This window comes from Actibacterium ureilyticum (assembly GCF_002285435.1).
GTDB classification, from domain to species: Bacteria; Pseudomonadota; Alphaproteobacteria; order Rhodobacterales; family Rhodobacteraceae; genus Actibacterium_C; species Actibacterium_C ureilyticum.
Map to the genome: position 1 here is coordinate 586,112 of NZ_NSBT01000026.1, position 25,540 is coordinate 611,651.

The window sequence follows — 25,540 nt, forward strand, 5'->3', positions numbered from 1 at the left end:
CGAAAAGACACCACCCTGAATGCGAATACTGACACAGACCGATGACCTTGCCGCCTTTTGTGAAGCCGCGCGCAAGGGCCCTTATGTAACCGTCGATACCGAATTCCTGCGCGAGCGGACCTATTATTCCAAGCTGTGCCTGGTGCAGCTGGCACAGGCCGGGGATGGCGAGGCCGTGCTGGTCGACCCGCTGGCCGAGGATCTGTCGCTGGAGCCGCTCTATGAGCTGTTCCGCGACACATCGGTGGTCAAGGTATTCCACGCCGCGCGGCAGGATCTGGAAATCTTCTTTGTCGAAGGCGACGTGTTCCCCGAACCGCTGTTCGATACCCAGGTCGCGGCGATGGTCTGCGGCTTTGGCGAGCAGGTGGGGTACGAGACCCTGGTGCGCAAGATCGCCAAAGCGTCGCTGGACAAGACCTCGCGCTTTACCGACTGGTCGCGCCGTCCGCTGACCGATGCGCAGCAGAACTATGCGCTGGCCGATGTCACGCATCTGCGGGTGATCTATGAATATCTGCGGGACGAGCTGGCCAAGTCCGGCCGCCACAAATGGGTGGCCGAAGAGCTGAAGATCCTGACCGATCCCGCGACCTATACGGTCGAGCCGTCGCAGGCCTGGAAACGGGTCAAGACGCGCACCCATTCGGGCAAGTTCCTGGCTGTGGTGCGCGAACTGGCGCGCTTCCGCGAGGGGTACGCCCAGTCGCGCAACATCCCCCGCAACCGCGTCTTCAAGGACGATGCGCTGCTGGAACTGGCCTCGACCAAGCCGAAATCCATGCAGGACCTGTCGCGCTCGCGCCTGCTGCTGCGCGAGGCGCGTCGGGGCGAGATCGCCGATGGCATACTGGCCGCGGTGCAGACCGCGCAGGATGTCGCCCCCGAGGATTACCCCAAACCCGACAACAGCAACGACAAGCTGCAGGTTAACCCGGCGCTGGCCGATCTGCTGCGGGTGCTGCTGAAGGCCAAGGCCGAAAATGCCGGTGTGGCGCAAAAGCTGATCGCGACCGCGTCCGAGCTGGACGCCATCGCGGCGGGCAAGCGCGACGGTGCGGCGTTGCAGGGCTGGCGGGCCGAGGTGTTCGGCGACGATGCGCTGCGGCTTTGCCGGGGCGAGCTGGCGCTGGTCGCCCGCGGCAACGTTGTGGATGTGGTCGAGCTGTGACCCCGATCAGCGGCGGCTGAGGCGCTGATTTTCCTGCCCGCGCACGACGATGGTCGTGACCTGTGCCAGATCCTGATCGGACAGGAACCGCGCCGCCGTCAGCTCGCGCGAGAAGGGCGTGCCGGTGCCGGTGGGCGTCACCGGCTGCCAGGCGCGGAAATCATAGACCAGAACGCCCGGCTCTGCCTGGACATTGCGGGCGCGGACCAGTTCGGCCTGCCAATAGCCCTGACGCGGCGGCAGGCCCACGGCATGCACGATGGCCCCGCCCGGCGCGCGGTCGATGCGCAGATCGGTGATCTGCAGAACCAGCGGGCGCGGGTCGGCGGGCTGCTGCTGCACCACGGCGACATTCACCGACTGTTCGCTTTGGCCGAACCAGTTGAACGGGTTGATGCGCGAGTCGCGCACGCGCGCGCACCCGGCTACCATCAGGGTACAGATCAAAGCGGCGATCAGCGGTCTTTTCATGGTGCTCCCTCGTCTTGCACTCTTGGGTTAGCCGAAAGCGGTGGCGTTGAAAACCCGCCGCGCGCGGATGATTTTCCGCCCGCTTGCTGGACCTTGGCGCGGATTGCGCCTAACTGAAAGGGCAATCGTCTGAAAGAGGCCGCCCCGTGTGCACCGAAGCGTTTGAAGATCTGGTGGAAACCTTCGAATTCCTCGACGATTGGGAGGACCGCTATCGCCATGTGATCGACATGGGCAAGGCGATGGCGCCGCTGGACGACGCGTTCCGCGTGCCCGCGACCAAGGTCGACGGCTGCGCCAGCCAGGTCTGGCTGGTGCCGCAGATCGACGGGCAGGGGCCGCAGGCGGTGCTGACCTTCGACGGCGACAGCGATGCGATGATCGTGCGGGGGCTGATCGCGATCCTAAGGCTGTTGTATTCGGGCCAGACGGTCGCCGATGTGCTGGCCACCGATGCGGCGGCCGAACTGGGGCGGCTGGGGCTGAACGATCACCTGTCGTCACAACGCTCGAACGGGCTGCGGGCGATGGTCGAACGCATCCGCCAGACCGCGCAGGCCGCCGCCTAGCCGGGTTTCTTCAGGAAATCGGTGCGCCGCAGGAAGGTGCTCATCATCAGCACCGTGGCGATGATCCGCAACACGTGATGGGCCACGACGATGGCCGAATTGCCGCTGATCGCCAGCGCGATCAGGGCCATTTCCGTCACGCCACCGGGGGTGAAGCTGAGGATCAGCGCCTCGGTCGCCAGCCCGGTCGCCATGTGCAGGATCCAGGCGATCAGCAGGCCCAGCAACAGGCTGGCCGTGACCAGCAGCAGCGACAGGCCAAAAGCACGCCACAACATCCGCAGCGACGCCCCGGCAAAGCGCGCGCCCAGCGAGGTGCCGATCACGATCTGCGCCGCCGCGACCAGCGCGCCGGGCACCTGCGGCTGGGCCAGCCCGCTGCCTGCCAGCAGCGCGGCGGCCAGGATCGGTCCGATCATATGCCGCGCGGGCAGGTGCAGCAGCTGCCCCAGCCCATAGCCCGCGACCGCCGCCCCGACCGCAATCGCCAGCCCCGGCGCATCGAAGCCGCCGTTGCCCAGCCGCGCGCCCTGGGCGCTGCCCACCGCATGGCCCAGGTAAAGCGACATCAGAAAGGGCACGATCACGATCACCAGGATGATCCGCAGGAAATGCAGCATGGTGACATGGCGGATATCGGCACCGGCCTCTTCCGCCAGGGCGATGCTTTCCACGAACCCGCCCGGCGCGGCGCCGAAAAACGCATCCGCCCGGTCATAACCGCCCGCATGGCGCAGGATCCGATAGCCCATCATGTGCGACAGCGGCACGAACAGCAGGATCGCCAGCAGGCTGGGGATATAGATCGCCGCGCCGCTCAGGACCTGGGGCGAGACCTGCGCGCCGATGGCCGCGCCCACCAGCGTGATCACCCAGGTGCGGAACCGGTTGGGAAACACATAGCCCGCCGGAAACCGCATCGGGGCCAGGATCGCGACCGAGGCCGAGGCCAGCAGCGATCCGATCATGAAGGGCAGGGGAAGCGACAGCGCAAAGGCGGCCTCGCCGCCCAGGGTGCCGATGGTCAACAGCAGGATCGTGAACGGGATGGGGCGACTCATGTGATCTGCATACGCCCTTCGCCGGGGCGGGTCGAGGGATCAGCGCAGGGCGCGCAGCGCCACGGCCAGATCGCCATAGCCGGTCAGGCGCCGCTCGAACGTCAGACCCAGCCGGTCGGCACAGGCGCGCGCCTTGTCGGTCAGGGCCGGGTCGTCTGTCTGGGCCTGATAGACGAGCTTGGTGTAATTGCCGAACAGCATGTCGCGCAGTTCCGGGTGGCGGTCCAGCCCCATGGGTTTCCAGACAAAGGCGTCGAACTGCTTGACCAGAAAATCGGTCAGATAGAACGCGGTCATCTCATCCTCGGCCTTGGCGGCGAAGGCCGCGTTGCCCTCGAAAAAGCTGTAGCAATGGGGGCCTTCGACCATGTCGACCCCCAGCCGGTCACAGGCCGCGCGCAGCTGCCCCCCGGTGCCGCAATCGGCATAGACGACAAAGACCTGATCGTAATCGGCGCGGTGCTTTTCGATTGCCTTCTCGACCTCGGTCACGATCCGGTCGGGGTAAAGATGCAGCTTGGCGGGCAGACAGGTCAGGTCCATGTGATCCCAGCCATTGGCCGATTTCAGCGCCAGGATCTCATGCGCCAGCGCCCCGCAGGCCAGCAGCAGGATGCGCCCGGTCCGCGCATCGGGGGCCAGGCCGGTTTCGGTCAGCGCCTCGTCGCTGGGCAGCCCGGTCATCGCCCGCGCCCCAGCACAAGCCGCAGCCCCATCAGCAGCGCGATCACCACGGCCAGCCCCGACAGACCCAGCGCGCCCGGCACTTGCGCGAACAGCAGCACCGTCGCGCCGGCCAGCGCGATCACGACAGTCAGCAACAGAATGAAACGGGGCAGGGGCAAGGGGCTCTCCACTTTCCGGGGTTTCTTCCAATGTGGGGGCGGGGCGGCGGGGCTGCAACGAAAAACGCCGCCCCGGCGGGGGCGGCGTTCCGAATGGGATTGACCAATCGGGGCTTAACCCGCCGCCATCTGGTTGTGCTTGCGCGACATGAAATCCTTGGCCATTTCCACCGCCACGGCAGCGTCACGGCAATACCCGTCGGCACCGATGGCCTTGCCGAATTCCTCGTTCAGCGGCGCGCCGCCCACCATCACGATGTAATTGTCGCGGATGCCCTGTTCGACCATCGTGTCGATCACGACCTTCATATAGGGCATCGTGGTGGTCAGCAGGGCGGACATGCCGACGATGTCGGCCTCTTCCCGCGCGGCGGCGTCCAGATAATTCTCGACCGGGTTGTTGATGCCCAGATCGATGATCTCGAAACCCGCGCCTTCCATCATCATGCCCACCAGGTTCTTGCCGATGTCATGGATGTCGCCCTTGACGGTGCCGATCACCATCTTGCCCATGCGCGGGGCGCCGGTTTCGGCCAGCAGCGGCTTCAGGATCGCCATGCCCGCCTTCATCGCATTGGCGGCCAGCAGGACCTCGGGGACGAACAGGATGCCGTCGCGGAAATCCTTGCCGACGATGGTCATGCCCGCGACCAGCGCCTCGGTCAGGATCTTGTAGGGCGCCCATCCGCGTTCCAGCAGGATGTTGACGCCTTCCTCGATCTCTTCCTTCAGACCGTCATACAGGTCGTCATGCATCTGCGGAACCAGCTCTTCATCCGGTAGTTCCGAGAGGATGATGTCGTCTTCTTCCTCGGCCATGCCTTGGTCTCCATCAGGGCGCGAACGCGATTGTTTTTCCTGTGTGCGCGAAAACATAGGGCGCGACTGGGCGAAATCCGACATGGAGTGCGCCGCAACCGACCAAGCTGCGCGTAACTGGCTGTCCTTATGCCGTTTCTTCGCGCGGTTGCAATCTGCTTGGCAAGTGTTCGCTAAATGTTCTAACCTTCTGCCATGTCTTTGCCCCCGGTTGACCCAAATCTGCGCCTGCGTGCCCGTGCCACCGCCACCAATGTCACCGGCCGGTTCGAACCCTATGGGCGCGAGCCGGTGCATGACGGCTGGGACATCCCCGAGGAGACGCGGCTGTTGCGGACCGAAATCAGGACCGAGGTTCCGCGCAAGGCGCTGACGCGCAACACCTCGCCCGATGTGCCCTTCGACCGGTCGATCAACCCCTATCGCGGGTGCGAGCATGGCTGCATCTATTGCTTTGCCCGGCCCACGCATGCCTATCTGGGCCTGTCGCCGGGGCTGGATTTCGAAACCCGTCTGGTCGCGCGGCCCGGTATGCCCGAGCTGTTGGCGCGTGAGCTGTCCCATCCGAAATACACCCCCCGCGTGATCGCGATCGGCACCAATACCGATCCCTATCAGCCGATCGAGGGGCGCCATGAAATCATGCGCGGCTGCCTGCGGGTGCTGAGCGATTTCAACCATCCCGTCGGCATCGTGACCAAGGGCGCGATGATCACCCGCGATCTGGATATCCTGTCGGACATGGCCGCGCGCGGGCTGGTGCATGTGGGCATTTCCGTCACCACGCTGGACGCCGACCTGTCGCGCCGGATGGAGCCGCGCGTGCCGGCCCCGCAAACGCGCCTGCGGGCGATCCGGGCGCTGGCGGATGCGGGCGTGCCGTTGCGGGTGATGGCCGCGCCCCTGATCCCGGTGCTGACCGATCACGAGCTGGAGGCGATCCTGCAAGCGGGCGCCGACGCCGGGGCGCAGGCCGCCAGCTGGATCCTGCTGCGCCTGCCGCTGGAGGTCGCGCCGCTGTTCAAGGACTGGCTTCAGGCGCATTTCCCCGACAGCGCCGCCCATGTGATGAACCGCATGCGCGAGATGCGCGGCGGGGCCGAATACGACGCCGAATGGGGGCGCCGGATGCGCGGGCAGGGGCAGCATGCCGACCTGTTGGCGGCGCGGTTCCGGGTGGCCTGCAAGCGCTTTGGGCTGGGCCGCGAGCTGCCGCCCCTGCGCTGCGATCTGTTCGCCCGGCCGCCCCGGCCCGGCGATCAGCTGTCGCTTTTCTGACCGCGCCGGGATAGCCTGTGCGTGACAGGAGGATGTGATGTCCAGCGATGACAAATCCGCCGATGCCCCGCATCAGGCGTCGGCCTTCTGGGACGCGCGGTTCGACAAGGCCGGGTTCCATTTCGGCACCGATCCGGCGGCTTTCCTGACCGCACAGGCGGGGCATCTGCCCGATGGCGCGGCGGTGCTGTCCGTGGGCGATGGCGAGGGGCGCAATTCGGCCTATCTGGCCGGGCTGGGCCACCGGGTCACGGCATTCGATTTCTCGCCCGTCGCGGTCGACAAGGCGCGGGGGCGGGCGGCGGAGCTGGGCCTGCAGATCGACTATCACCGGGCGGCGGTTCAGGATTGGGACTGGACGCAGGTTTTTGACGCGGTGGTGGCGATCTTCGTGCAATTCGCCGCGCCGGAAATGCGGGCGCGGATGTTCGACGGGTTCCGGCAGGCGGTGCGCCCCGGCGGGCTGCTGTTGCTGCACGGCTATGCCCCGCGCCAGGTGGGCTATGGAACCGGCGGGCCGCCCGATCCACGCCACATGTATACCGAGGATATGTTGCGCGACGCGTTTGCCGGGTGGCAGATCCTGCGCCTGTCCGACTATGATGCCGAGATTGACGAGGGCACTGGCCACAAGGGCCGGTCGGCGCTGGTCGATCTGGTGGCGCGCAAGCCGGGTTAAGGGCGCGCCCGTGCCCCGCGCCGCGGCGCGCGTCGAACGCCCGCTGCGGTGCGGGTGGTCTTAACCGCGCCGGCGGCGGCGCGTCCGGGCGGGGGCATCCGCATCCTCGCCCGTGCCGTCCGAAGCCGACGAGAACGCGCCAAGCGCCGCGGTGATCTGGTCCAGCGTCGGGCGCGGGCCCTTGGGCCGGGTTTCCAGTGCGGCGCGCATGGCGCGCAGGTGTTCGGGGGTGGTGCCGCAGCAGCCGCCAATGATCTTGGCGCCGCAATCGCGGGCCAGCACGGCGTAATCGGCCATCAGGTCGGGCGTGCCATCATAATGGATGTGGCCGTCGACATATTTCGGGATGCCCGCGTTGCCCTTGGCGATCAGCGCCCGTTCGGTGCCCGCGGCGGCAAAGCCCAGCACCGTGCGCAGCAGGTCGGATGCGCCCACGCCGCAATTGGCACCGAAGGCCAGCGGCGGGTTCGGCAGCTTTTCCACCAGATCGACCATCGCGGCCGATGTCACGCCCATCATGGTGCGCCCGGCGGTGTCGAAGCTCATGGTGCCGCACCAGGGCATGTCGGCGCGGGCGGCGGCCTCGGCCGCGGCCTTGTATTCCTCGGGCGCGCTGATGGTTTCGACCCACAGCACATCCGCGCCGCCCTCTTTCAGCGCCTCGGCCTGTTCGTGGAACATCTCGACCGCGTCGGCGTAGGACAGCGCGCCCATCGGCTCCATGATCTCGCCCGTGGGGCCGACGGAGCCGGCAACCACCACCGGGTGGCCCGCCTTGTCGGCGATCTCGCGGCCCAGCTCGGCGGCGGCGCGGTTCAGCTCGCCCACGCGGTTCTGTGCGTCATGCAGTTTCAGCCGCGAGGCATTGCCGCCAAAGCTGTTGGTCAGGAACAGGTCCGATCCCGCATCGACCGCCCCGGCATAGAGCGCGCGGATCTTGTCGGGCGCGTCCACGTTCCAAAGCTCGGGCGCGTCGCCGGAACTGAGCCCCATGTTGAACAGGTTCGTGCCGGTGGCGCCATCGGCCAACAGCCAGTCACGGGTTTCAAACAGGCGGCTCAGCGCGTCGGTCATGATCGGTCCTCTCGGTCGCCGGCACGGCAACAGGCCCCGCCGAAACGTCGCCAGACGGATGCCACGAACCGGGGCGGCGCGCAATCCGAATGTCGCCCGGGCGCGCGGTGACCTGCCGACGCGGATCGGTGATTTCCCGCCAGATGTCGATAAGGCCCAGGGCCAGCGATGGCCAGCCCGGTGCGGCGACATAGCGCCGCTCCCACACCGGGGCGAAGGCGGTCTTGAACTGGCGCAGGCCGCTGCGGCGCGCGGCCAGACGCCGCCCGAAGGGCCGCCAGAGCGGCGGGAAGGCATCGGCGTCACAGGGCGTCGCGGCCAGTGACAGCCGCCGCAGCCCCGCCACCGCCGCGCTGTCGATGGCGGCCATGACCAGCGCGTGCATCGTGCCATCGGGCGCGTCGGGTTCGACCCGCATCAGGTCCAGCACCCATTCGCGGTGATTGACGTGAAAGCTGGCAAAACCCACGGTCCGGCCCGCCCGCCGCGCAACAAAGACCCGTTGCCGCGCCAGATGCTGCGGGGCAAAGCACCCGGTGGAAAATCCCAGCTCGCGCCCGCGGGCGGTCGTCCAGGCCCGGGCGATCCCGGCGATGCGGTCCGTGTCCGGGCGTTCGGCGGGACCGCAACAGATGCCGTTCTGCGCGGCCTTGCGCAGCTTGCGGCGCAATTGCCGGAACGCCGCGCCCTCGGTCGTGAAGCCGGTGGGGTCCAGCACCGCGTCCTCGGCAATCGGCAGCACGCGGAACCCGGCGCGGCGGGCAGCGCGGGCCATCGGGCCGCCGCATTTGTACAGGATCGGCGCGCGGGCCACGCCGGTGCCCGCCGTGCGCGCCAGCCGCAGCGTGGTCGCCGGGGCGCCGATCAGCGGATCGCCTAGCAGGATCAGGCTTTGACCGCTGCGCGCGGCAACCCAGGCGCCGCGATCCTGCGCGCCACGCAACAGGTGGAACGGGCCCTGGTGAAACAGCTGCGCCTCGGCCTGGGGGGCGCCGTGCAGGGCGATCCGGTCGGCGGCGTCCAGATCGTCGGCGGGTGCCAGCGACCAATCGCGGGGCACATCCGCGGTCGGTCCGCGCAGCCACAGCGCCGCGCCCGCCAGCGCCGGCAGCAGGTAATAGACCACGCGCCAGGCCAGCACGCCACCCAACAGGGCGGTTTCCGGCGCCAGCGGCAGCAATGCCAGCAATGTCAGCTCGAACGCGCCGACACCGCCCGGCGCGCCCGACATCAGCCCGGCGGCCAGCGCCAGCAGAAAGACCGGCAACAGGTGCAGAAAAGCGATCCCTGTGCCGGGCGGCAGCACCGCATAAAGCGCCAATGCGGCACAAACACTGTCGATGGCGGCCAGCAGGAACATCCCCAGCAGCGCCCGCAGCGGCGGCATCCGTCCGCGCAGCGCCCGCGGCGGCCAAAGCGACAGCGCCAGCCCGGCCAGCGCCAGACCCAGGATCAGCGCCGCCAATCCGCGCCCGGGCAGGGGCGTGGGCGCGACCAGCAGCGCCGCCGCGGCGGTGACCGCCAGACCGATCAGGAAGCTGACCGTCACGACACTGGTCAGCCGCGCAACCCCGACCACGCCCAGATCGGGGCGCAGGCGCCAGCGCACAAGCGCGCTGACCATCGGCCCGAACCCGGTGGTCTGGCTGATCGCAATGGCCGCCGCCCCGCAGCGCCCGGGGCTGCCACCGGCCCCCAGAAGCGCCAGCGCCAGCCGTTCATGCCGCGCAATCGCCCAGAAACTGACCAGCGTCGCGGCCAGCGCGATGGCCCATTGCGCGGGGGTGGTCGCCTGAACGGCGCGGGCGACACCCTGCCACTGCACCTCGGCGATGCGGTCGGCCATGACCGGCAGCAACGCCGCCAGGATCAGCCACGGGCCATAGCGGCCCCAGGTCTTGCGTCGGAAAATCTGTAACATGCTGCCCCTTTCCTGTTCGGAAGGGCACTGTCGCGGCATGTTCCCAGCATCGGGTTAACAGATAAAACTTGTCCGAAATTCCGCGCCGGGCTTGGCCGGACGATGGGCAAAGATGCGCCGCGGATGCTCATTATGTGGTGTTGAACTTGCAGGCAACGCGCACTTTTATTCAGCGCCCGGCGCACAGAACAAAGACAGGATCTACCCCACGTCATTTCAAAATCTGCACAATAAATGATCGAACGATGATTTGGATGGCTTAAATCAGCGCTCTTTTGGTCATTTGCGGCTTTGTGAGCCAGCGCTTCATTGAACCGGCGCCCCCGATCCCCGAAGCAAAGAGCGGATCGACTGATCTGAAACGCAGCGCGGTGACCACGAGGGCCTGGCAGCAAACGCGGCCACCGCAAATCCGTAACTTGATTACGGTGGATCTTCGCTAGTCCTTTGCGGCAGCCTCAGCAAGATCTACCGTGGGGGATGACATGAACATTTTGAAGAAAACCGCCCTTTGCGCAGTGGCGAGCGGCCTGATGGCAGGCTCTGCCCTGGCCGCTGACGACACGATCAAGGTGGGCGTCCTGCATTCGCTGTCGGGGACGATGGCGATTTCGGAAACCACGCTGAAAGATACGATGCTGATGCTGATCGATCAGCAGAACGAAAAAGGCGGCGTGATGGGCAAGCAGCTTGAGGCCGTCGTGGTCGACCCGGCCTCGGACTGGCCGCTGTTCGCCGAAAAGGCGCGCGAGCTGCTGACCGTGCATGATGTCGACGTGATCTTCGGCAACTGGACCAGCGTCAGCCGGAAATCGGTTCTGCCGGTGATCGAGGAGCTGAACGGCCTGCTGTTCTATCCGGTCCAGTACGAGGGCGAGGAAAGCTCGAAAAACGTGTTCTATACCGGTGCCGCGCCCAACCAACAGGCGATCCCGGCCACGGATTATTTCCTGGACGAGTTGGGGGTCGAGAAATTCGCGCTGCTGGGCACCGACTATGTCTATCCCCGGACCACGAACAAGATCCTTGAGCAGTATCTGAAGGGCAAGGGCATCGCGGAAAGCGACATCTTCGTCAACTATACCCCCTTCGGCCATTCCGACTGGTCCAAGATCGTGGCCGATGTCGTGGCGCTTGGCGCCGATGGCAAGAAGGTCGGCGTGATCAGCACCATCAATGGCGACGCCAATATCGGCTTTTACAAGGAACTGGCCGCGGCCGGTATCTCGGCCGACGATATCCCGGTCGTGGCCTTCTCGGTCGGGGAAGAGGAACTCTCGGGCCTCGATACCGCGAACCTGGTGGGGCACCTGGCGGCCTGGAACTATTTCCAGTCGGCTGAATCGGATGCCAACGAGGAATTCATCGCCGCGTGGAAGGCCAAGATGGGCGACGAGCGCGTTACCAACGACCCGATGGAGGCGCATTATATCGGCTTCAACATGTGGGTGAACGCGGTCGAGGCCGCAGGGTCCACCGATGTCGACGCCGTGCGCGCCGCCATGTATGGCCAGGAATTCCCGAACCTGACCGGCGGCACCGCCGTCATGCTGCCGAACCACCACCTGGCCAAGCCGGTGCTGATCGGCGAGATTCAGGAAGACGGCCAGTTCGACATCATCAGCCAGACCGAAGAGGTCCCGGGCGACGCCTGGACCGACTTCCTGCCGGAATCGGCGGTGCTGAAATCGGATTGGAAGGACCTGGGCTGCGGTATGTACAACACCGAAACCAGCACTTGCGTCCAGATCAAGTCGAACTACTGATCCCGATCTTGGAACCCGGCGCTAGCGGCGCGCCGGGTTCCCCCCTCTGACCACTTGGAATTCCCCCGATGTTTCGACGACTGCTCTCGCTGCTGTGCCTGCTGCCCCTGGCCGCCTTCGCACAGGCGCCCTCGCTGCAGGATGTGCTGCAAACCCAGCAGGATGCGGTCGAGAAAGCCTCGCGCAAGACCGTCGATCAGGTGCTTGCGGCGCTGGTCGACGCCCAGGCCCCCGGCACGCTTGAATTCATCGAAGCCTGGGGCGACAAACGGGTCTGGATGCGCAAGGACGACAAGCTGTTCTTCTATGTCGTGACCGACGACAACCAGACCTATACGCTGCTGGACCTCGCCACACGCGACCCCGCCGGCACCGCCGACAAACGGGCGCTGAAACAGCTCAAACCCAATTCCGGCGTGCGCAGCGTGCTGGCCAGCTATCTGGTGCAGTTCCAGCTGTCGGATCCCGATCCCGCCCGCCGCGCCGATGCGCTGACCGCCATCGAGCGCGCGCCTGACGAAAGCCATTACGCGCCGCTGCAAGCCTCGGTCGCGGACGAGGGGGACGCCACCCTGCGCGCGCGCAAGGAACGGCTGGTGCGGCTGCTGGCGGTGCAATACGCGCCCGATCCGGCAACGCGCATTGCCGCCATCGAAAGCTTCGCGGGCGATCTGGGCGTCGATGCGCGCAGCGTGCTGAACCCGATCCTGGCCAGCACCCCGGTGCTGGACGCGCCCGATGGCGCCAATATCGCGCGGGCGTTGAAACCCGGCGACGATCTGGATATCGACACCGCTTTCGACCTGGCCCTGGCCGCCGACAAGGTTGCGCCGATCCCGTCCGTCGCCGAACGCAAGGCCGCGCTCGAGGCCAATATCACCGACGGCACCGTGGGCGGTGTGCGGCTGGATCTGCTGAACACGCAAGAGGGGCGCGACCGCGCCTATGCCGCGCTGTCCCATGCAGGCACCGTCCCCGATTGGCAGCCCGGCCTGACCAAGGCCGCCGCCATCGCCGATCTGACCTTCACCGAGGTCTATGCAGAACCCGATCCCGCGATCACCGATGCCGCCGCCGCGACGCTGGCCTCGATCAACCGGGCGGTGGGGCTGAACCAGATGCTCGATCTGTCGCTCGACGCGCTGTCGCTCGCGTCGATCTATTTCCTGGCGGCCATCGGGCTGGCGATCACGTTCGGCGTGATGGGCGTGATCAATATGGCGCATGGCGAGTTCATCATGATGGGCGCCTATACCGGCTATGTGATCCAGCAGATCATCCCCGATTACACGGTCTCGATCCTGGTGGCGGTGCCGGTGGCCTTTGCCGTGACCTTTGCCGCGGGCGTGGCGATGGAACGGCTGGTGATCCGCTGGCTTTACAACCGGCCGCTGGAAACCCTGCTGGCGACCTTCGGGATTTCCATCGCGCTGCAACAGCTGGCCAAGAACATCTTCGGCACCCAGGCCCGCCCGCTGACCAGCCCCGGCTGGCTCGATGGCGCCTGGGTGCTGAATGACGTGGTCTCGATCAGCTATATCCGCATCGCGATCTTCGTGCTGTCGCTCATCTTCCTGGCGCTGCTGCTCTTCATCCTCAACCGCACACGGCTGGGGCTCGAGGTGCGCGCCGTCACCCAGAACCCGCGCATGGCGGCCTCCATGGGCATCAACCCAGACCGCATCAACATGCTGACCTTCGGCCTGGGCTCGGGCATCGCGGGCATCGCGGGCGTGGCCATCGGTCTTTACGCCAAGGTCACGTCGGAGCTTGGCGCCGACTATATCGTGCAAAGCTTCATGACCGTCGTCGTGGGCGGGGTGGGCAATATCTGGGGCACGCTTCTGGGCGCGGGGCTGGTCGGTTCGCTGCAAAAGGGGATCGAATGGTTCAACCCGTCCAACACGCTGGCGGCACAGACCTACATGATCCTCTTCATCATCCTGTTTATCCAGATCCGGCCGCGCGGCATCATCGCGCTCAAGGGCCGCGCGGCGGGGGATTGATCAAAAATGACCCTTTCTTCTTGGTACAAATACTCCGGGGGGTGCGGGGGGCTGGCCCCCCGCGGCGCAACGGCGGGGGCGGGCTGATGCAGAAATCCTTCCTGGCCCGCAACCCCTCGGTGCTGATCTTCATCGGCTGCCTTGCGGCCTTCACCCTGGCCGTGACGCTTCTGTCCGAGGCGACGGGCGCCACCTTCATCTCGACCTCGTTCGTCAAGACCCTGGGCAAGACATTGTGCCTGTGCCTGATCGCCATCGCGATGGATCTGGTCTGGGGCTATTGCGGGATCCTGTCGCTGGGCCATTTCGCCTTCTTCGGTTTGGGTGGCTACATGATCGGCATGTGGCTGATGTATGAACGCACCAAGACCATCGTCACCAATTCGCTGGAAAATGCGACGCTGCCGCCGACTGCGGACGAGGTGCGCGACGCCATCGGCACCCAGATCTTCGGCGTCGTGGGCGGGGCCGAGATCCCGCCGATCTGGCTTTTTGCCGACAGCCTGTTTGCCCAACTGGCACTGGTGGTGCTGGTGCCGGGGCTTCTGGCGCTGGTCTTCGGCTGGCTGGCCTTCCGCTCGCGCGTGACCGGCGTTTACCTGTCGATTCTGACCCAGGCAATGACGCTGGCGCTGTCGCTCTACCTGTTCCAGAACGACAGCGGATTGCGCGGCAATAACGGCCTGTCGGGGCTGCAGAATATCCCGGGCCTGTCCCACATCAGCCAGGCCACCCTGTCGATCTGGTTCTTCTGGGCCTCGGCCGTGGCGCTGGCGCTGGGATATCTGCTGGCGGTCTTCGTCACCAATGGCAAGTTCGGCAGCGTCATCCGCGGCATCCGCGATGACGAGGCGCGGGTGCGCTTCCTGGGCTATAACGTCGAAGGCTACAAGCTGGTCGTCTTCACCGGCACCGCCGTCATCGCCGCCATCGCGGGCGCGCTCTATTATCCGCAAGCGGGCATCATAAACCCGGCCGAGATCGCGCCGATTGCCTCGATCTATCTGGCGGTCTGGGTCGCCATCGGGGGCCGGGGGCGGATCTATGGGGCCGTGATCGGCGCGGCCTTCGTGTCGCTTCTGTCGTCGTGGTTCACCGGAGGCGGCGCGCCCGATGTGCCGTTGGGCTTTTACACGATCAAATGGACCGACTGGTGGCTGGTGCTGCTGGGGCTGTCCTTCGTCGCGGTCACGCTCTTTGCGCCGCAGGGCATCGGCGGGCTGATCGACAAGCTGGTGAGGAAATCATGAGCACGCTGCTGGAGGTTTCGGGCGTTTCGGTCAGCTTTGACGGGTTCAAGGCGATCAACAACCTGTCGTTCCAGATCGGCCCGGCCGAGATGCGGGCGATCATCGGCCCCAATGGCGCGGGCAAGACGACCTTCATGGATATCGTCACCGGCAAGACGCGACCCGATGAGGGCCGCGTGATCTGGGGCGACAAATCGGTGTCGTTGCTGAAACTGTCGGAAAGCCAGATCGCGCGGGCGGGGGTGGGCCGCAAGTTCCAGCGCCCCACGGTGTTCGAAACCCAGACCGTGCGCGAAAACCTGTCGATGGCGCTGAAGAACAAGCGCGGGCCGTTCGATGTTCTGTTTTACAAGCGCAACGCCGATGGCGCGGCCCGGCTCGAGGCGATTGCCGAAGAGATCGGCCTGACCGATCAGCTGCCGCGCATCGCGGGCGAGCTGAGCCATGGCCAGAAGCAATGGCTGGAAATCGGCATGCTGCTGGCGCAGGAGCCGAAGCTTTTGCTGGTCGACGAACCCGCCGCGGGCATGACGCCCGAGGAACGCGAGCATACGACCGATATTCTGGTCGAGGCCGCCAAGACCCGCGCGGTCGTGGTGGTGGAACATGACATGGAATTCGTGCGGCGGCTGAACTGCAAGGTCACGGTGCTGCACGAAGGCTCGGTCCTGGCCGAGGGTAGCCTGGACCATGTGACAAGCAATCAGGACGTCATCGACGTCTATCTGGGGCGGTAAGCGATGCTGGAAGTTAAAGACCTGAGCCTGCATTACGGCCAAAGCCAGATTCTCTATGACGTGTCGCTGCGGGCCGAGACCGGGCAGATCACCTGTCTGATGGGGATGAACGGGGTCGGCAAGACCTCGCTTCTGAAGGCGTTGGCCGGGGTACATCCGCGCAGCGAGGGCGAGGTAACGCTGGACGGCGACAGTCTGGGCCGGTTGCACGCCCATGCGCTGGCCAAACGCGGCATTGCCTATGTCCCGCAGGGGCGCGAGATCTTTCCGCTGCTGACGGTGCAGGAAAACCTGGAAACCGGCTTCAACTGCATTTCCGACGGGGCGCGGATGGTGCCGGACGAGATTTTCGAACTGTTCCCGGTATTGAAGGAAATGCGCGGGCGGCGGGGCGGTGACCTGTCGGGCGGGCAGCAGCAGCAATTGGCCATCGGCCGCGCGCTGGTGACGGGCCCGAGCCTGTTGCTGCTGGACGAGCCGACCGAGGGCATCCAACCTAATATCATCCAGCAGATCGGCCGGGTGATCGAACATCTGCGCGACCGCAAGACCATGGCGATCATCCTGGTCGAGCAGTATTTCGATTTCGCTTTCGGATTGGCCGACCGGTTTTACGCCATGCGGCGTGGGCAGATCATGCTTTCGGGTTCCAAGGGCGAGGTGTCGCGCGAGGCCTTGCTAGAGGCGGTATCGGTCTGAGGTGTTTTCAAGCGGTGCGCGCTGGCGCGCGCGCTGCATATCTCGGCCAGCCCCGGGGGCTGGCCTCAGGGTGCCTCCGGCGGAGGTATTTAATGCCAAGATGAAGGGGGCATGCGGGGCAGGGGGCCGGGAACCTGCTGTGCAACAATACGTCAGTTTGCGGCGAAAACGCCGATCTGCCCTTGAAAATCCCAAGGCATGAGGCCATTTAAGGGCACGCCCGCACTTTGGCGGGTAATCAATGATGGAGTGACCATGGCCAAGGAAGAACTGCTCGAATTTCCCGGCGTCGTGAAGGAACTCCTGCCCAATGCGACATTCCGGGTCGAGCTTGAGAACGGCCATGAGATCATCGCACATACGGCAGGAAAGATGCGCAAGAACCGGATTCGTGTTCTTGCCGGCGACAAGGTGCAGGTCGAGATGACCCCCTATGATCTGACCAAGGGTCGGATCAACTATCGTTTCAAGTAAGGCCCGCCCATGCGGCTGGTTCTGGGCTCGGGCAGCCCGCGCCGGAAAGAGCTTCTGGCGCAGATCGGCGTTGTGGCCGATGACATCAGGCCGCCCGATATCGATGAAACCCCCGCCAAGGGGGAATTGCCGCGCCCCTATTGTGCCCGGATGGCGATCGAGAAGGCCCGCGCGGTGCCCGCCGCGCCGGATGAATTGGTGCTGTGCGCCGATACGACCGTCGCCCTGGGGCGGCGCATTCTGGGCAAGCCCGCCGACCGGGCCGAGGCCGCGCGGTTTCTGACGGCGCTGTCGGGGCGGCGGCACAAGGTGATCACCGCCGTGGCGCTGCGCCTGGGCGACCGGGTGTGGGAGCGTGATGTGGTGACCACGGTGCGGATGAAGCGCCTGTCGCACCCCGAGCTGGAATTCTATTTGGACAGCGGCGATTGGCAGGGCAAGGCCGGGGCCTATGCCATTCAGGGGCCTGCCGGGGCGTTCATCCCGTGGATCAACGGCTCTTTCACCGGGGTTGTCGGCCTGCCGGTGGCGGAAACCGCGGCATTGCTGGACGCGGCCGGGTATCCGGTGTACCGCGTGGGCGCATGAAAGGCCGTATCATCGTTCTGGACCACATCGAAGGTCAGCCCGCCGCCGCCCTGATGCAGGATGGCCGGCTGGAGGATCTGTTGCTGCACCCCGCCGATGGCCCGCCGGCCCCCGGTGCGATCTTTCGCGCCGTGGTGGATCGGCCGGTCAAGGGGCAGGGGGGCGTGTTCCTGAAGCTGCCCGAGGGGCAGAGCGGGTTCCTGCGTCAGGCCAAGGGGCTGGCGCCGGGGCAGGCGCTGCTGGTGCAGGTCACGGGGTATGCCGAGCCGGGCAAGGCGGTGCCGGTCACGTCGCGCGTGCTGTTCAAGAGCCGCCATGCGATCGTCACGCCCGATGCGCCGGGGCTGAACATCTCGCGCCGGATCCGCGATGAGGATCTGCGCGACGGGCTGCTGGAGATCGCGCATGAGGCAATGGCCGATGTGCCCGAGCGGTTCGGCCTGATCCTGCGATCCGCCGCGGGGCAGGCGGACCCGGACGAAGTTTTCGCCGATATCGAGGCGATGCGCGATCTGGCGGGCCATGTGATGGCCGAGGTCGCGGGCGTGCCCGAACTGCTGGTCGATGCGCCCGATCCGCATCTGATGGCCTGGCGCGACTGGGCCGATCCCGCGCCCGATCAGGTGGCCGATCACCCCGGCTGTTTCGAGGATCTGGGCGTGCTGGATGCCATCGACGCCTTGCAGGACCCCGCGCCGCTGCCCGGGGGTGGGGCGATGTTCGTGGAACCCACCCGCGCGCTGGTTGCCGTGGATGTGAATACCGGCGCCGATACCTCGCCCGCCGCGGGGCTGAAGGCGAATATTGCCGCGGCGCGTGACCTGCCGCGCCAGCTGCGGCTGCGGGGCTTGGGTGGGCAGATCGTGGTGGATTTCGCGCCGATGGCGAAAAAGGACCGCCGCCAGCTGGAACAGGTGCTGCGCGCGGCGTTCAAGTCCGACAGCATCGACAGCACCCTGCTGGGCTGGACGCCGCTGGGGCACTATGAACTGACCCGCAAACGCGAACGCCAACCGTTGAGCGAAAGCCTGTCCGCATGAGCTGCCCGATCTGTTCCCGCAAGAGCGATGCGAAATACCGGCCCTTCTGTTCGAAGCGCTGCGCCGACATCGATCTGGGCCGCTGGATGTCGGGCAATTACGCCATTCCGTCGGACGATCCCGAGGATCTGGAAAAGGCCGCCGAGGCCCTGTCCGAGCCCCCCGCGAAACCGCATTAAAAATCTTTCAAATGCCTCTGGACACCGCCCCACCTTCCGCCTAGAACACCGCAACCCGAACGTCAGACGTTCACCCGTGCCCGGGTAGCTCAGGGGTAGAGCAGTGGATTGAAAATCCTCGTGTCGGTGGTTCGATTCCGCCCCCGGGCACCACAAAAACCTAATAAAAACAGTTGTTTGAGTGATTATCTCAACTTTGCGAAGCGCGCGAAGTAGCACCTGGGTATCATTTGGGTAGCATTCAGAATGCTACACCCGCCATCGTCACCTGTTTCATGTTGGCACCCTGCAGCGGCTATGGGAGGGTGGCGATCCAGCTCTTCATCTCGGAAAGCGTGACAGCAAAGTCCCGTGGTTCGTCCGGGCCGCCTTTGTGGATGACACCCATCACAGCATGGTCCTGAGTCATCAATGGCCCACCAGACATCCCTTGGCTCAGCTTCTGGGTCACTTCAATCAGGTTGACCGCATGTTTGATAGTCAAGCTGCTGATCGTTCCGGGTCTTATGTTCAGCCTATCGCCCGGCCCGTAGGACGGGAACCCAGCCGCGATAGTGTTGGCTCCCGTGGCAGGAAAACCACCGAACTCCTCAAGTTCAAAATAATCTGTTGAAGGGATCGAGTGGCTGAGCAGCGCTAGGTCTCGATGCGTGCATATGTGTTGGACACCTACCATGAAAGTGTTGGCTGGCTTTCCGGGGTGGAAGACTTCAATGCTGGATGCGCCATTGACGCAGTGCGCGGCGGTTACAAGACCAACGCCCCTTAGGAAGAACGCCGTTCCCGTATTTTTCTCGGTTTCCAGCACCCAAACCGACCTGTCCAAGAGTTCAGCTTGGGTGGGATGCACCTTAATCGGACTTGCGGGAAAGCAAGCGTTGTAGCGCTCTGCTAAGCCACGGAAAACAGGATCGGACTGCCCCTTTACAAAGCCAACCCACGAAATCTTGCCCTGAAGGTGTGCTTGAATTTTGCATGACTTTCCGAAGCGCGTCTTTAGCTCGGCCTCTGCGGCGGCCACACTAGCGCTTTCAACCTTGAACAACGCTGAACGGATTTTGCGGACATATCTTCGGTCCACGTTGAGACCTTCATTGATCTTGATCCCAGTCACCATCCTACGCGAGTTTTTGTCAGCGTAGTGAATCTTCTCAGGGTTCAACTCAAACCCGTTGTTTCCGAGTATCGAAAGAAGCTCGCCCGACAACTTTTCGGGTGGCAATCTTCCGGAGTCGGGGCGGTCGCCCTCGAACAAAGCCGTCGGAGGTTGAAAACTCGAAAGCGTGATGTCGTCAGCGTATCGTGTATAGAGCAGTCGATGTTCTTTGGAGAAATTCATTAGGGACTTATCAAGCCGGAAGCAGATCATGTTGGAGATCACCGGGCTAGAGGGCGCTCCTTGCGGCAGGCAGCCGTTATTCGTGCAAATTCGGGTAATAGTTTCCGCCACGTCTGTATCAACGCCAATACTCTCAAGCAAACCTTGCACGCGCGCTTCTGTGATCGCCGGGAAAAAATTCTTTATGTCAACGTTGAGGATGAACCGGCGACGCAAATGCGCTTCGGCATTTGACCTTACGGACCTATCGGGGACAAACCCATGAACAGGATTGCGTGGATTGTATAGTCCAGAAAGGCTGCGAGCGATCTTCTGTTGCAGCATTTTCAAGCGGTAATCAGGGGCACTGATTAGTCGAACTTTTCCAGACCTCTTTGAGATGTTGAAGTGGGAGTACATCCGGCCGCGAAACCACCAGATCTTCTTTAGCTCTGCTGGGGAAACGCCAAGGTGCTTGAGAAGTTCACTCTTTGTTGACAGTTCAGCCGGGATTATTGTCCGGCTCGTGCCGCCGAATAAATAGAAAGCGCTAGGCACGAGGCTCCCCCTCCAATCACCCCATGTGCACGAAGCTCATGTGGGGCGCACGATTCTTGTGCAGACATTTGCTCTTACGCCGCAGTTACGACAGCGCGTTTGCGAGGGGAAACCTCGTGAGAGCATCGTTGCGCAATAGTTTGTGACATTCAACTCGAAATAGAATGAATATCAGTGAGTTGCAGTAGTTGCGAGCGCGCTCTTGGTGTAGCCTTGATTTGACGGTGGCCGACTGATGAGATTGAAATTGTCGGGAGCACAGCCTATGGTGCTCACCTGTCTAGCAACAACGAGAACTAGTGGTGCCGTGTCTTGGTCAAGAAAATCCATGCGTCGGGGATAAAAGGTGAACAAGGGATAGCGCACATCCGCAAGGTTGTGGCCGCGATGGAGTACCTGTTCTACGAATCCGGTGGGGTCGAAGCTGGTATTGACGGTTCCATTGAAATCCGCGACCCGGAAACGGGTGAGGTTGCCAACCAGATTGTCCAGTTTCAGAGCAAGGCAACCGGCAATCGGTTGCCCGGGAATAGCAGCGGCGGATTTCACTGGCCCTGCGACGAGCGCGACATCGACTATTGGACGTTCGGCACCGCGCCGGTGGTCCTGATCGTAGTCGATCTGACCGCAGACCGTGCCTACTGGAAGGATGTGCGCACTTGGTTCAGCGACGCGCAGAACAGAGCCAGCCGCAAGGTGCAGTTCGACAAGTCAGCCGACCTGTTCACCGCCGACGCCGCGAGGGCGCTGCGCGAGGTGGCTGCCACTGCACGCCCGGGCAGCTACTACTCGGCCCCACGTCGAACCGAAGAATTGACGACCAATCTGCTGCGCGTCTCGGCTATGGCGACGAAGCTCTACTGGGCACCGACCGACGCCAAGAGCGCGGCCGAGTTCTGGCGCAGGGTGAAGGAACACGACCCTTATCCGCCTGGCGAAGCAATCCTTCGCGGCGGGGCGGTCCTGTCTTTCCGCAATCTAGACGAGGCGCCGTGGCGAGAAGCCTGTGACACGGGCGCTATGGAAGAGTTCGACACTGAGGAATGGGCGCTGTCGGGCGACCCGGACAGGGAAAGAGATTTCGTGGACCTGCTTAACCGTGCCATGAAGGAGATGGTGCGTCGCGATATGAGCTATGACCGCAACCACCATGCCCTGTACTTCCTCCCGAACCCCGGCCGGCGGGACCGCAAGATAACGTACTTCGCTGAGAAGAAGAACAGCCCCGGCCGTTTCGTCGCCAAGCGGTACAAGAAGCAGGATGGGCAGACGAAATTCTGGCGGCACTCTGCGTTCAAGTGGCAGTTCATCCGCATCGGCGACGAGTGGTTCGTGCAGATTACTCCGACCTACCACTTCACTTGGGACGGTAGGCAAAAGGACAAGTTCGGAGGGGAGCACCTTTCCAAGATCAAACGCATGGAATGGAACCCGGACGTGCGCCGCCAATTCGGCATGTGGCGGGCTTATCTCTGCGCCGACGAGCAGGAGGACTTGTTCCGACAGGCATATCCGTACCTGACCCTCGCCCCGGCAGACAAGCTCGTGGCAGACTTCGGAGTGCCCGACGACCTGTGGAAACCCGTGCGCGCCACCCCGTCGGATACGGAGGGCCTGCTGCTGTGATGAAGCTGTCCCACCTTCCGGAACCTGAGTTGGAGTTCGGGCAGGCGCATCGCCACATCGACATTCGGTTTGGCCTGATGGACTACGGCCCACTAGACGCTGGGCAGACCGGGGCCCCGACAGCCGTTCGGGTGGGGCTGATCGGCGACACAGAGACGGTGGACGGAACTCAAGGCTGGTTCGCGCGCTGCGCCGCTGGCATCGAAACCAGCCAGCGAGGAAATCGGCAATGACGATACGCGCAACGTGGGCCTTCAACGGCCAGACGAAAACCATCTTGGGCAACTGGCATCGCCTGTGGTGCCTGCTGTTCGGCCCGCTGTACTACCTGTTCAAGGGCATGTTCCTGTGGGCGATCTTGTCGCTGATCACGGCCAACGGCCTGTGGATCGGCTTCCCACTGTTCAACCGCGCCATCGTGTTGCGCCATTACCATCGCAAGGGATGGGTGAAAAAATGACCGCCCGAGCAGTTTGCCACCCGAGTGGAACCCGGCGCGCGATACCGAAACCCCTAGCGAATGCGGACCGTATGAAATCACTCGGCAATTCATGCCCGGCTCGCATCCGACAGACTGATAGATAGTCACCGTGTCGCCCTAGATGGTCTCGCCGGGGTGCAGGCGTAAGGCGACAACAGGGGGATGGGGGAAGCGTTTTTTTAACGGCGCCTGCCTCGCAGGCAGACAAGCGGGCATACGTACCGCCGAAGTTTTTGGCCCCTAGCCGCTCCGCAGTCCGACCGCGTGCCGACCGCCGGAAAAGCGAAAGACGGGCCGAAGCCCGCCTCTCATTCGATATAAAAATTTTAGTACACGAATTATTATAACGATCATTCGTCAGCTTGGGGCTGTCCGAGTTTCCAGCGAGCGCTTTTCCCCTTGCCGACCTGCACGATCTCGCCGGTTTTCGCCATTTCCGCCCGAAGCGCGTTCAAAGTGCCGACAGACGCGAGGCTGCGGCTCGTCACAGCGCTTTCGACTTTCTCCCACCTGACCGGCTGCTCGGATAGAAATTCGAGAATGAACTCTCGCGCGGCGTCGGTCGCTGACGCGGGCCTGCCGACGGAATTTGTCTCGACTCTGCAAACCTCGGCCTCGTTCGCGTCCGAGAACTCGACTGGGTGCAGAACCGGCGTCCCGTCACGCCCGCCACCGAAACGCTGGAAAATGATCGTCTTGCCGAGTTCGCTGGTATTGGCCTTGCCGTGCGCCAATGCGAAGCGCGTTCGGTCTGTCGGGTCCGTACCGTAGAAAAGCGCGGATCGGATGCTGGCGGCGAAGCCGATTGAACCGACAATCCGGAACAGGGGGTGCTCCGCCGACTGCTTGTTCAAGTGACCAATGGCCAGTACCGCGCACCCGGCATCCTCGGCGATTTCCGTCAAACGCCCTAAGAATTCCCCGACCTCGTTTTGCCGGTTCATGTCACGCCCACTGCCCATATAGGCGGTCAGCGTGTCGATCACGACCAGCTTGGGCCGCTCCTGTTCAATGTAGCGTGCCATCGCTTCAAGGTTCTCTGGGGATAGGATTTTGAACCGTGTCATGACCCGGATTTGGCTGATGTCCGCGCCGCTCTCCAATAATCTGGGCAATGTCACCCTTTGCCAATTATCCTCAGCCGACAGCATGAGCACTTTGCCCTTCGGCGCACGTTCATCGGTAAGCGGCCATGGGCCACCTGAGGTCACCGCTGCGATCAGCTTGGTCACCAACAGCGACTTGCCCATACCGGGATTGCCCGCGAGAAGGGTCACGCCGAAAAATGGGATGTATGGGTAGTACAGGAACTCCATTGGAAGGGGTTCGGTCGTCTTGGGCGGGCCGAAAAGCGCATCTATGTCCTCGACGTAGTTCCCGCTGCTCTGGATCACGGAGCGCAATTCGCTTGGCGACAAAGGTGCTTCTGTGAAATCGTCGTTCAGAGCTTCCAGCATGGCCTCAACCGCATCTTCGTCATCGAACCTTCGGCGCAGGAAGCAGGCCGTGTGAAAGAAGAAATCGTTGCGTTTCCCACTTTTTATGACGAGGTCAGACGACTCGGTTTGCGACCGCTCATTCCTTTTCTGCGTTCGATCCGGTCTGAGTTTGCTCAGATTGTTGGGCAAATGGGCCATACCGGAAGGAGACCTCGCGGAGTATCGATAGCGCTTGCCCGTCGGGTGCATGCTGGGCGGCACCATCGCCATCCTGTTCGCGCCGGTCAGGACGTCAATCTCGTCACCTTTGAACGCACCACCAGAACATTCGCCTTGGTAGTACAAGTGGTAGCCGCGCCCGGTGAACACCTTGACGGTTGCGCCCAACCCAAGTTGCTCTACGGCTGCACGCCCGTCATCGCCGTCAACATCGACCACCGTCAGTCCGGCGAGAGATATCGCGAGATTAGCATCTGGATGTCTGCGCAGAGCTTTCAGAACTAGATCGATGTCATCGGTCGAACTGTGGACGCCGTTTGGAAAAAACTTGGACAAGGGGTGCTTGCCCGGAGATGCGCAATCTTTCCGCTTGCAGGAGCAGCGCCCGTCTTTTCCAATGCCGTATGTCAGGACGACCTTCCGACCTGCGCCTATCTGTGCCTTGGCGGCCGTCAGGGTCTTTTGAGAGCGCATCAGTTTTGACACGCGAAATTGCTGTCGCATGGGTCACCTTGAGAATTCTAAGGGAGTTGAGGGGGGCCTTGCCCCCTCGTGTCAGTACTTTGTCCAGAGCCAATCGCCGCCATCGACTTCGACTTCCGAAAAAGCGTCGAACAGCATTTCCGCAGTGAATGGGGGAAGGCCTGGGCGATGAATCTGCGAGCCGGGCAGGTAGAGCAGATCACCTGTGGAACCGTCGACCCGATGTGCCCGAGACAATCCCGCGCCATCTAGCATCTCTGTCATCGCCGCAACTTCCATCGCGCAAGGCAATGGGGCGAGGAACTGAAATGCCGAAACGCCGACGCCCCCAAAAATTGCAGGGCTTGGGAAGTAGTCAAACGGGTGTTCGCCTACAATGGTCCTGAAACCCAACCGGGTCCGGCTCGAACGCACGCCACGTTTCCAAGGCACCGGGTCAAACATGATATTGTGGTCAGAGTAAGCTGCCAAATCAAACAGAACATCTGCCATAGCCATGTCTTCAGCCGGGTTTAGGAAAAACTCCTCCTCGATATCGCCATGGCGTGACACGGCGCAGACCCTTACTCGGTTGCTCGGCGAACAGTCGCCCACTTTTTGCAGGAAGATTTCCGCTTCAACAGGCCATCCATCGGGTGTGGGGCGATGATGATAGTAGTGTTGAATCCACCCCTTGTGGATCGATTTTCGCCATCCGTAGCCGTCGGATTTTGCCTTGAACTCGGTTTCGGAAAGCAGCACTGGAGGCTGCGTAGAACGCATGGTTTCCATCGGGAAACTCCTTTTCTA

The 25,540-nt window shown here is 63.6% G+C and carries 25 protein-coding genes and 1 tRNA gene; 16 read left to right on the forward strand and 10 right to left on the reverse strand.

All coding sequences use genetic code 11. The annotated features are described in order from the left end of the window. Positions 1-19: 19 nt before the first annotated feature. A complete protein-coding gene (gene rnd / locus CLM60_RS11565; protein WP_095589279.1) occupies positions 20-1,171 on the forward strand; it encodes a ribonuclease D in 1,152 nt (383 codons plus the stop codon). A 6-nt stretch (positions 1,172-1,177) separates the two neighbouring features. Here the strand turns inward: rnd and CLM60_RS11570 are convergent, their stop codons facing one another. After that, the gene (locus CLM60_RS11570; protein ID WP_095589280.1) at positions 1,178-1,642 is read right to left on the reverse strand and encodes a hypothetical protein; all 465 of its coding nucleotides are present in this window, start codon (positions 1,640-1,642) and stop codon (positions 1,178-1,180) included. A gap of 146 nt (positions 1,643-1,788) precedes the next feature. On the opposite strand from CLM60_RS11570, the gene CLM60_RS11575 reads away from it, so the two are divergent. After that, entirely contained in the window at positions 1,789-2,211 is a 423-nt protein-coding gene (locus CLM60_RS11575) for a SufE family protein (protein WP_095589281.1), read from the forward strand. Here the strand turns inward: CLM60_RS11575 and CLM60_RS11580 are convergent. The 4 genes from CLM60_RS11580 to CLM60_RS11590 all read right to left on the reverse strand — a co-directional run bounded on the left by CLM60_RS11580 (position 2,208) and on the right by CLM60_RS11590 (position 4,936). Next, complete coding sequence (locus CLM60_RS11580) at positions 2,208-3,272, reverse strand: AbrB family transcriptional regulator (RefSeq protein ID WP_095589282.1); 1,065 nt, start codon at positions 3,270-3,272, stop codon at positions 2,208-2,210. The two genes, CLM60_RS11575 and CLM60_RS11580, sit on opposite strands and share 4 nt — an antisense overlap. Before the next feature lie 39 nt (positions 3,273-3,311). Continuing rightward, positions 3,312-3,956 (reverse strand): DUF1638 domain-containing protein, encoded by a 645-nt coding sequence (locus tag CLM60_RS11585; protein WP_095589283.1) that lies wholly within the window; start codon positions 3,954-3,956, stop codon positions 3,312-3,314. Further along, positions 3,953-4,117 (reverse strand): hypothetical protein, encoded by a 165-nt coding sequence (locus CLM60_RS20935; protein ID WP_176473861.1) that lies wholly within the window; start codon positions 4,115-4,117, stop codon positions 3,953-3,955. The genes CLM60_RS11585 and CLM60_RS20935 overlap by 4 nt, the downstream gene beginning before the upstream one ends. 114 nt (positions 4,118-4,231) lie before the next feature. Further along, positions 4,232-4,936, reverse strand: a complete 705-nt coding sequence (locus CLM60_RS11590; protein ID WP_095589284.1) for a corrinoid protein — start codon at positions 4,934-4,936, stop codon at positions 4,232-4,234. Between the two features lie 195 nt (positions 4,937-5,131). Here CLM60_RS11590 and CLM60_RS11595 point away from each other — a divergent pair, with 195 nt between their 5' ends. After that, positions 5,132-6,214: a PA0069 family radical SAM protein gene (locus CLM60_RS11595; protein ID WP_095589285.1), complete on the forward strand. Its 1,083-nt coding sequence runs from the start codon at positions 5,132-5,134 to the stop codon at positions 6,212-6,214. A 37-nt stretch (positions 6,215-6,251) separates the two neighbouring features. Continuing rightward, on the forward strand, positions 6,252-6,893 hold the full coding sequence (locus CLM60_RS11600) for an SAM-dependent methyltransferase (protein WP_095589286.1): 642 nt from the start codon (positions 6,252-6,254) through the stop codon (positions 6,891-6,893). 60 nt (positions 6,894-6,953) lie between these two features. Here the strand turns inward: CLM60_RS11600 and bmt are convergent, their stop codons facing one another. Together bmt and CLM60_RS11610 are read right to left on the reverse strand one after the other, a co-directional pair. Next, positions 6,954-7,967 (reverse strand): betaine--homocysteine S-methyltransferase, encoded by a 1,014-nt coding sequence (gene bmt / locus CLM60_RS11605; RefSeq protein ID WP_095589287.1) that lies wholly within the window; start codon positions 7,965-7,967, stop codon positions 6,954-6,956. After that, complete coding sequence (locus tag CLM60_RS11610) at positions 7,939-9,888, reverse strand: phosphatidylglycerol lysyltransferase domain-containing protein (RefSeq protein WP_141246500.1); 1,950 nt, start codon at positions 9,886-9,888, stop codon at positions 7,939-7,941. Before CLM60_RS11610 ends, bmt begins: the two co-directional genes overlap by 29 nt. A 485-nt stretch (positions 9,889-10,373) precedes the next feature. On the opposite strand from CLM60_RS11610, the gene urtA reads away from it, so the two are divergent. The 10 genes from urtA (at position 10,374) to CLM60_RS11660 (ending at position 18,780) form a co-directional block, all read left to right on the forward strand. After that, positions 10,374-11,654, forward strand: a complete 1,281-nt coding sequence (gene urtA, locus CLM60_RS11615) for an urea ABC transporter substrate-binding protein (RefSeq protein ID WP_095589289.1) — start codon at positions 10,374-10,376, stop codon at positions 11,652-11,654. 68 nt (positions 11,655-11,722) lie between these two features. Beyond that, positions 11,723-13,660 carry an urea ABC transporter permease subunit UrtB gene (gene urtB / locus CLM60_RS11620; RefSeq protein WP_095589290.1) on the forward strand — a complete coding sequence of 646 codons (1,938 nt, stop codon included), beginning with the start codon at positions 11,723-11,725 and terminating at the stop codon, positions 13,658-13,660. Positions 13,661-13,746: 86 nt separating this feature from the next. After that, positions 13,747-14,910 (forward strand): urea ABC transporter permease subunit UrtC, encoded by a 1,164-nt coding sequence (gene urtC, locus CLM60_RS11625; RefSeq protein WP_095589291.1) that lies wholly within the window; start codon positions 13,747-13,749, stop codon positions 14,908-14,910. Continuing rightward, positions 14,907-15,647 (forward strand): urea ABC transporter ATP-binding protein UrtD, encoded by a 741-nt coding sequence (gene urtD / locus CLM60_RS11630; RefSeq protein WP_095589292.1) that lies wholly within the window; start codon positions 14,907-14,909, stop codon positions 15,645-15,647. Before urtC ends, urtD begins: the two co-directional genes overlap by 4 nt. 3 nt (positions 15,648-15,650) lie before the next feature. Further along, positions 15,651-16,346 carry an urea ABC transporter ATP-binding subunit UrtE gene (urtE, locus tag CLM60_RS11635; RefSeq protein WP_095589293.1) on the forward strand — a complete coding sequence of 232 codons (696 nt, stop codon included), beginning with the start codon at positions 15,651-15,653 and terminating at the stop codon, positions 16,344-16,346. 255 nt (positions 16,347-16,601) lie between these two features. Further along, on the forward strand, positions 16,602-16,820 hold the full coding sequence (gene infA / locus CLM60_RS11640) for a translation initiation factor IF-1 (protein WP_007205486.1): 219 nt from the start codon (positions 16,602-16,604) through the stop codon (positions 16,818-16,820). Positions 16,821-16,829: 9 nt separating this feature from the next. Beyond that, entirely contained in the window at positions 16,830-17,408 is a 579-nt protein-coding gene (locus CLM60_RS11645; protein ID WP_095589294.1) for a Maf family protein, read from the forward strand. Beyond that, on the forward strand, positions 17,405-18,448 hold the full coding sequence (locus tag CLM60_RS11650; protein WP_095589295.1) for a ribonuclease E/G: 1,044 nt from the start codon (positions 17,405-17,407) through the stop codon (positions 18,446-18,448). Before CLM60_RS11645 ends, CLM60_RS11650 begins: the two co-directional genes overlap by 4 nt. Beyond that, positions 18,445-18,627: a DNA gyrase inhibitor YacG gene (locus tag CLM60_RS11655; RefSeq protein ID WP_095589296.1), complete on the forward strand. Its 183-nt coding sequence runs from the start codon at positions 18,445-18,447 to the stop codon at positions 18,625-18,627. The genes CLM60_RS11650 and CLM60_RS11655 overlap by 4 nt, the downstream gene beginning before the upstream one ends. Before the next feature lie 78 nt (positions 18,628-18,705). Then, positions 18,706-18,780, forward strand: a tRNA-Phe gene (locus CLM60_RS11660). Between the two features lie 142 nt (positions 18,781-18,922). Here CLM60_RS11660 and CLM60_RS11665 read toward each other — a convergent pair. Next, complete coding sequence (locus CLM60_RS11665) at positions 18,923-20,503, reverse strand: reverse transcriptase domain-containing protein (RefSeq protein WP_217983286.1); 1,581 nt, start codon at positions 20,501-20,503, stop codon at positions 18,923-18,925. 312 nt (positions 20,504-20,815) lie between these two features. Between CLM60_RS11665 and CLM60_RS11670 the strand changes: the two genes are divergently transcribed. Beyond that, complete coding sequence (locus CLM60_RS11670) at positions 20,816-22,129, forward strand: DUF4365 domain-containing protein (RefSeq protein ID WP_095589297.1); 1,314 nt, start codon at positions 20,816-20,818, stop codon at positions 22,127-22,129. A 229-nt stretch (positions 22,130-22,358) separates the two neighbouring features. Continuing rightward, complete coding sequence (locus CLM60_RS11680) at positions 22,359-22,589, forward strand: hypothetical protein (protein WP_095589299.1); 231 nt, start codon at positions 22,359-22,361, stop codon at positions 22,587-22,589. 371 nt (positions 22,590-22,960) lie between these two features. Here the strand turns inward: CLM60_RS11680 and CLM60_RS11685 are convergent, their stop codons facing one another. Then, positions 22,961-24,772 carry an AAA family ATPase gene (locus CLM60_RS11685; protein WP_095589300.1) on the reverse strand — a complete coding sequence of 604 codons (1,812 nt, stop codon included), beginning with the start codon at positions 24,770-24,772 and terminating at the stop codon, positions 22,961-22,963. Between the two features lie 51 nt (positions 24,773-24,823). After that, positions 24,824-25,522, reverse strand: coding sequence for a hypothetical protein (locus tag CLM60_RS11690; protein WP_095589301.1), 699 nt, complete (start codon positions 25,520-25,522; stop codon positions 24,824-24,826). Positions 25,523-25,540: the final 18 nt, after the last annotated feature.

What these genes read in the sequence shown, in the direction of transcription:
- rnd (WP_095589279.1), top strand. Translation starts at nt 20, where the DNA reads ATGCGAATACTGACACAGACCGATGACCTTGCCGCCTTTTGTGAAGCC.
- CLM60_RS11570 (WP_095589280.1), bottom strand. Translation starts at nt 1,642, where the DNA reads ATGAAAAGACCGCTGATCGCCGCTTTGATCTGTACCCTGATGGTAGCC.
- CLM60_RS11580 (WP_095589282.1), bottom strand. Translation starts at nt 3,272, where the DNA reads ATGAGTCGCCCCATCCCGTTCACGATCCTGCTGTTGACCATCGGCACC.
- CLM60_RS11585 (WP_095589283.1), bottom strand. Translation starts at nt 3,956, where the DNA reads ATGACCGGGCTGCCCAGCGACGAGGCGCTGACCGAAACCGGCCTGGCC.
- CLM60_RS11590 (WP_095589284.1), bottom strand. Translation starts at nt 4,936, where the DNA reads ATGGCCGAGGAAGAAGACGACATCATCCTCTCGGAACTACCGGATGAA.
- CLM60_RS11595 (WP_095589285.1), top strand. Translation starts at nt 5,132, where the DNA reads ATGTCTTTGCCCCCGGTTGACCCAAATCTGCGCCTGCGTGCCCGTGCC.
- CLM60_RS11600 (WP_095589286.1), top strand. Translation starts at nt 6,252, where the DNA reads ATGTCCAGCGATGACAAATCCGCCGATGCCCCGCATCAGGCGTCGGCC.
- bmt (WP_095589287.1), bottom strand. Translation starts at nt 7,967, where the DNA reads ATGACCGACGCGCTGAGCCGCCTGTTTGAAACCCGTGACTGGCTGTTG.
- CLM60_RS11610 (WP_141246500.1), bottom strand. Translation starts at nt 9,888, where the DNA reads ATGTTACAGATTTTCCGACGCAAGACCTGGGGCCGCTATGGCCCGTGG.
- urtA (WP_095589289.1), top strand. Translation starts at nt 10,374, where the DNA reads ATGAACATTTTGAAGAAAACCGCCCTTTGCGCAGTGGCGAGCGGCCTG.
- urtB (WP_095589290.1), top strand. Translation starts at nt 11,723, where the DNA reads ATGTTTCGACGACTGCTCTCGCTGCTGTGCCTGCTGCCCCTGGCCGCC.
- urtC (WP_095589291.1), top strand. Translation starts at nt 13,747, where the DNA reads ATGCAGAAATCCTTCCTGGCCCGCAACCCCTCGGTGCTGATCTTCATC.
- urtD (WP_095589292.1), top strand. Translation starts at nt 14,907, where the DNA reads ATGAGCACGCTGCTGGAGGTTTCGGGCGTTTCGGTCAGCTTTGACGGG.
- urtE (WP_095589293.1), top strand. Translation starts at nt 15,651, where the DNA reads ATGCTGGAAGTTAAAGACCTGAGCCTGCATTACGGCCAAAGCCAGATT.
- infA (WP_007205486.1), top strand. Translation starts at nt 16,602, where the DNA reads ATGGCCAAGGAAGAACTGCTCGAATTTCCCGGCGTCGTGAAGGAACTC.
- CLM60_RS11645 (WP_095589294.1), top strand. Translation starts at nt 16,830, where the DNA reads ATGCGGCTGGTTCTGGGCTCGGGCAGCCCGCGCCGGAAAGAGCTTCTG.
- CLM60_RS11650 (WP_095589295.1), top strand. Translation starts at nt 17,405, where the DNA reads ATGAAAGGCCGTATCATCGTTCTGGACCACATCGAAGGTCAGCCCGCC.
- CLM60_RS11655 (WP_095589296.1), top strand. Translation starts at nt 18,445, where the DNA reads ATGAGCTGCCCGATCTGTTCCCGCAAGAGCGATGCGAAATACCGGCCC.
- CLM60_RS11680 (WP_095589299.1), top strand. Translation starts at nt 22,359, where the DNA reads ATGACGATACGCGCAACGTGGGCCTTCAACGGCCAGACGAAAACCATC.
- CLM60_RS11685 (WP_095589300.1), bottom strand. Translation starts at nt 24,772, where the DNA reads ATGCGACAGCAATTTCGCGTGTCAAAACTGATGCGCTCTCAAAAGACC.
- CLM60_RS11690 (WP_095589301.1), bottom strand. Translation starts at nt 25,522, where the DNA reads ATGGAAACCATGCGTTCTACGCAGCCTCCAGTGCTGCTTTCCGAAACC.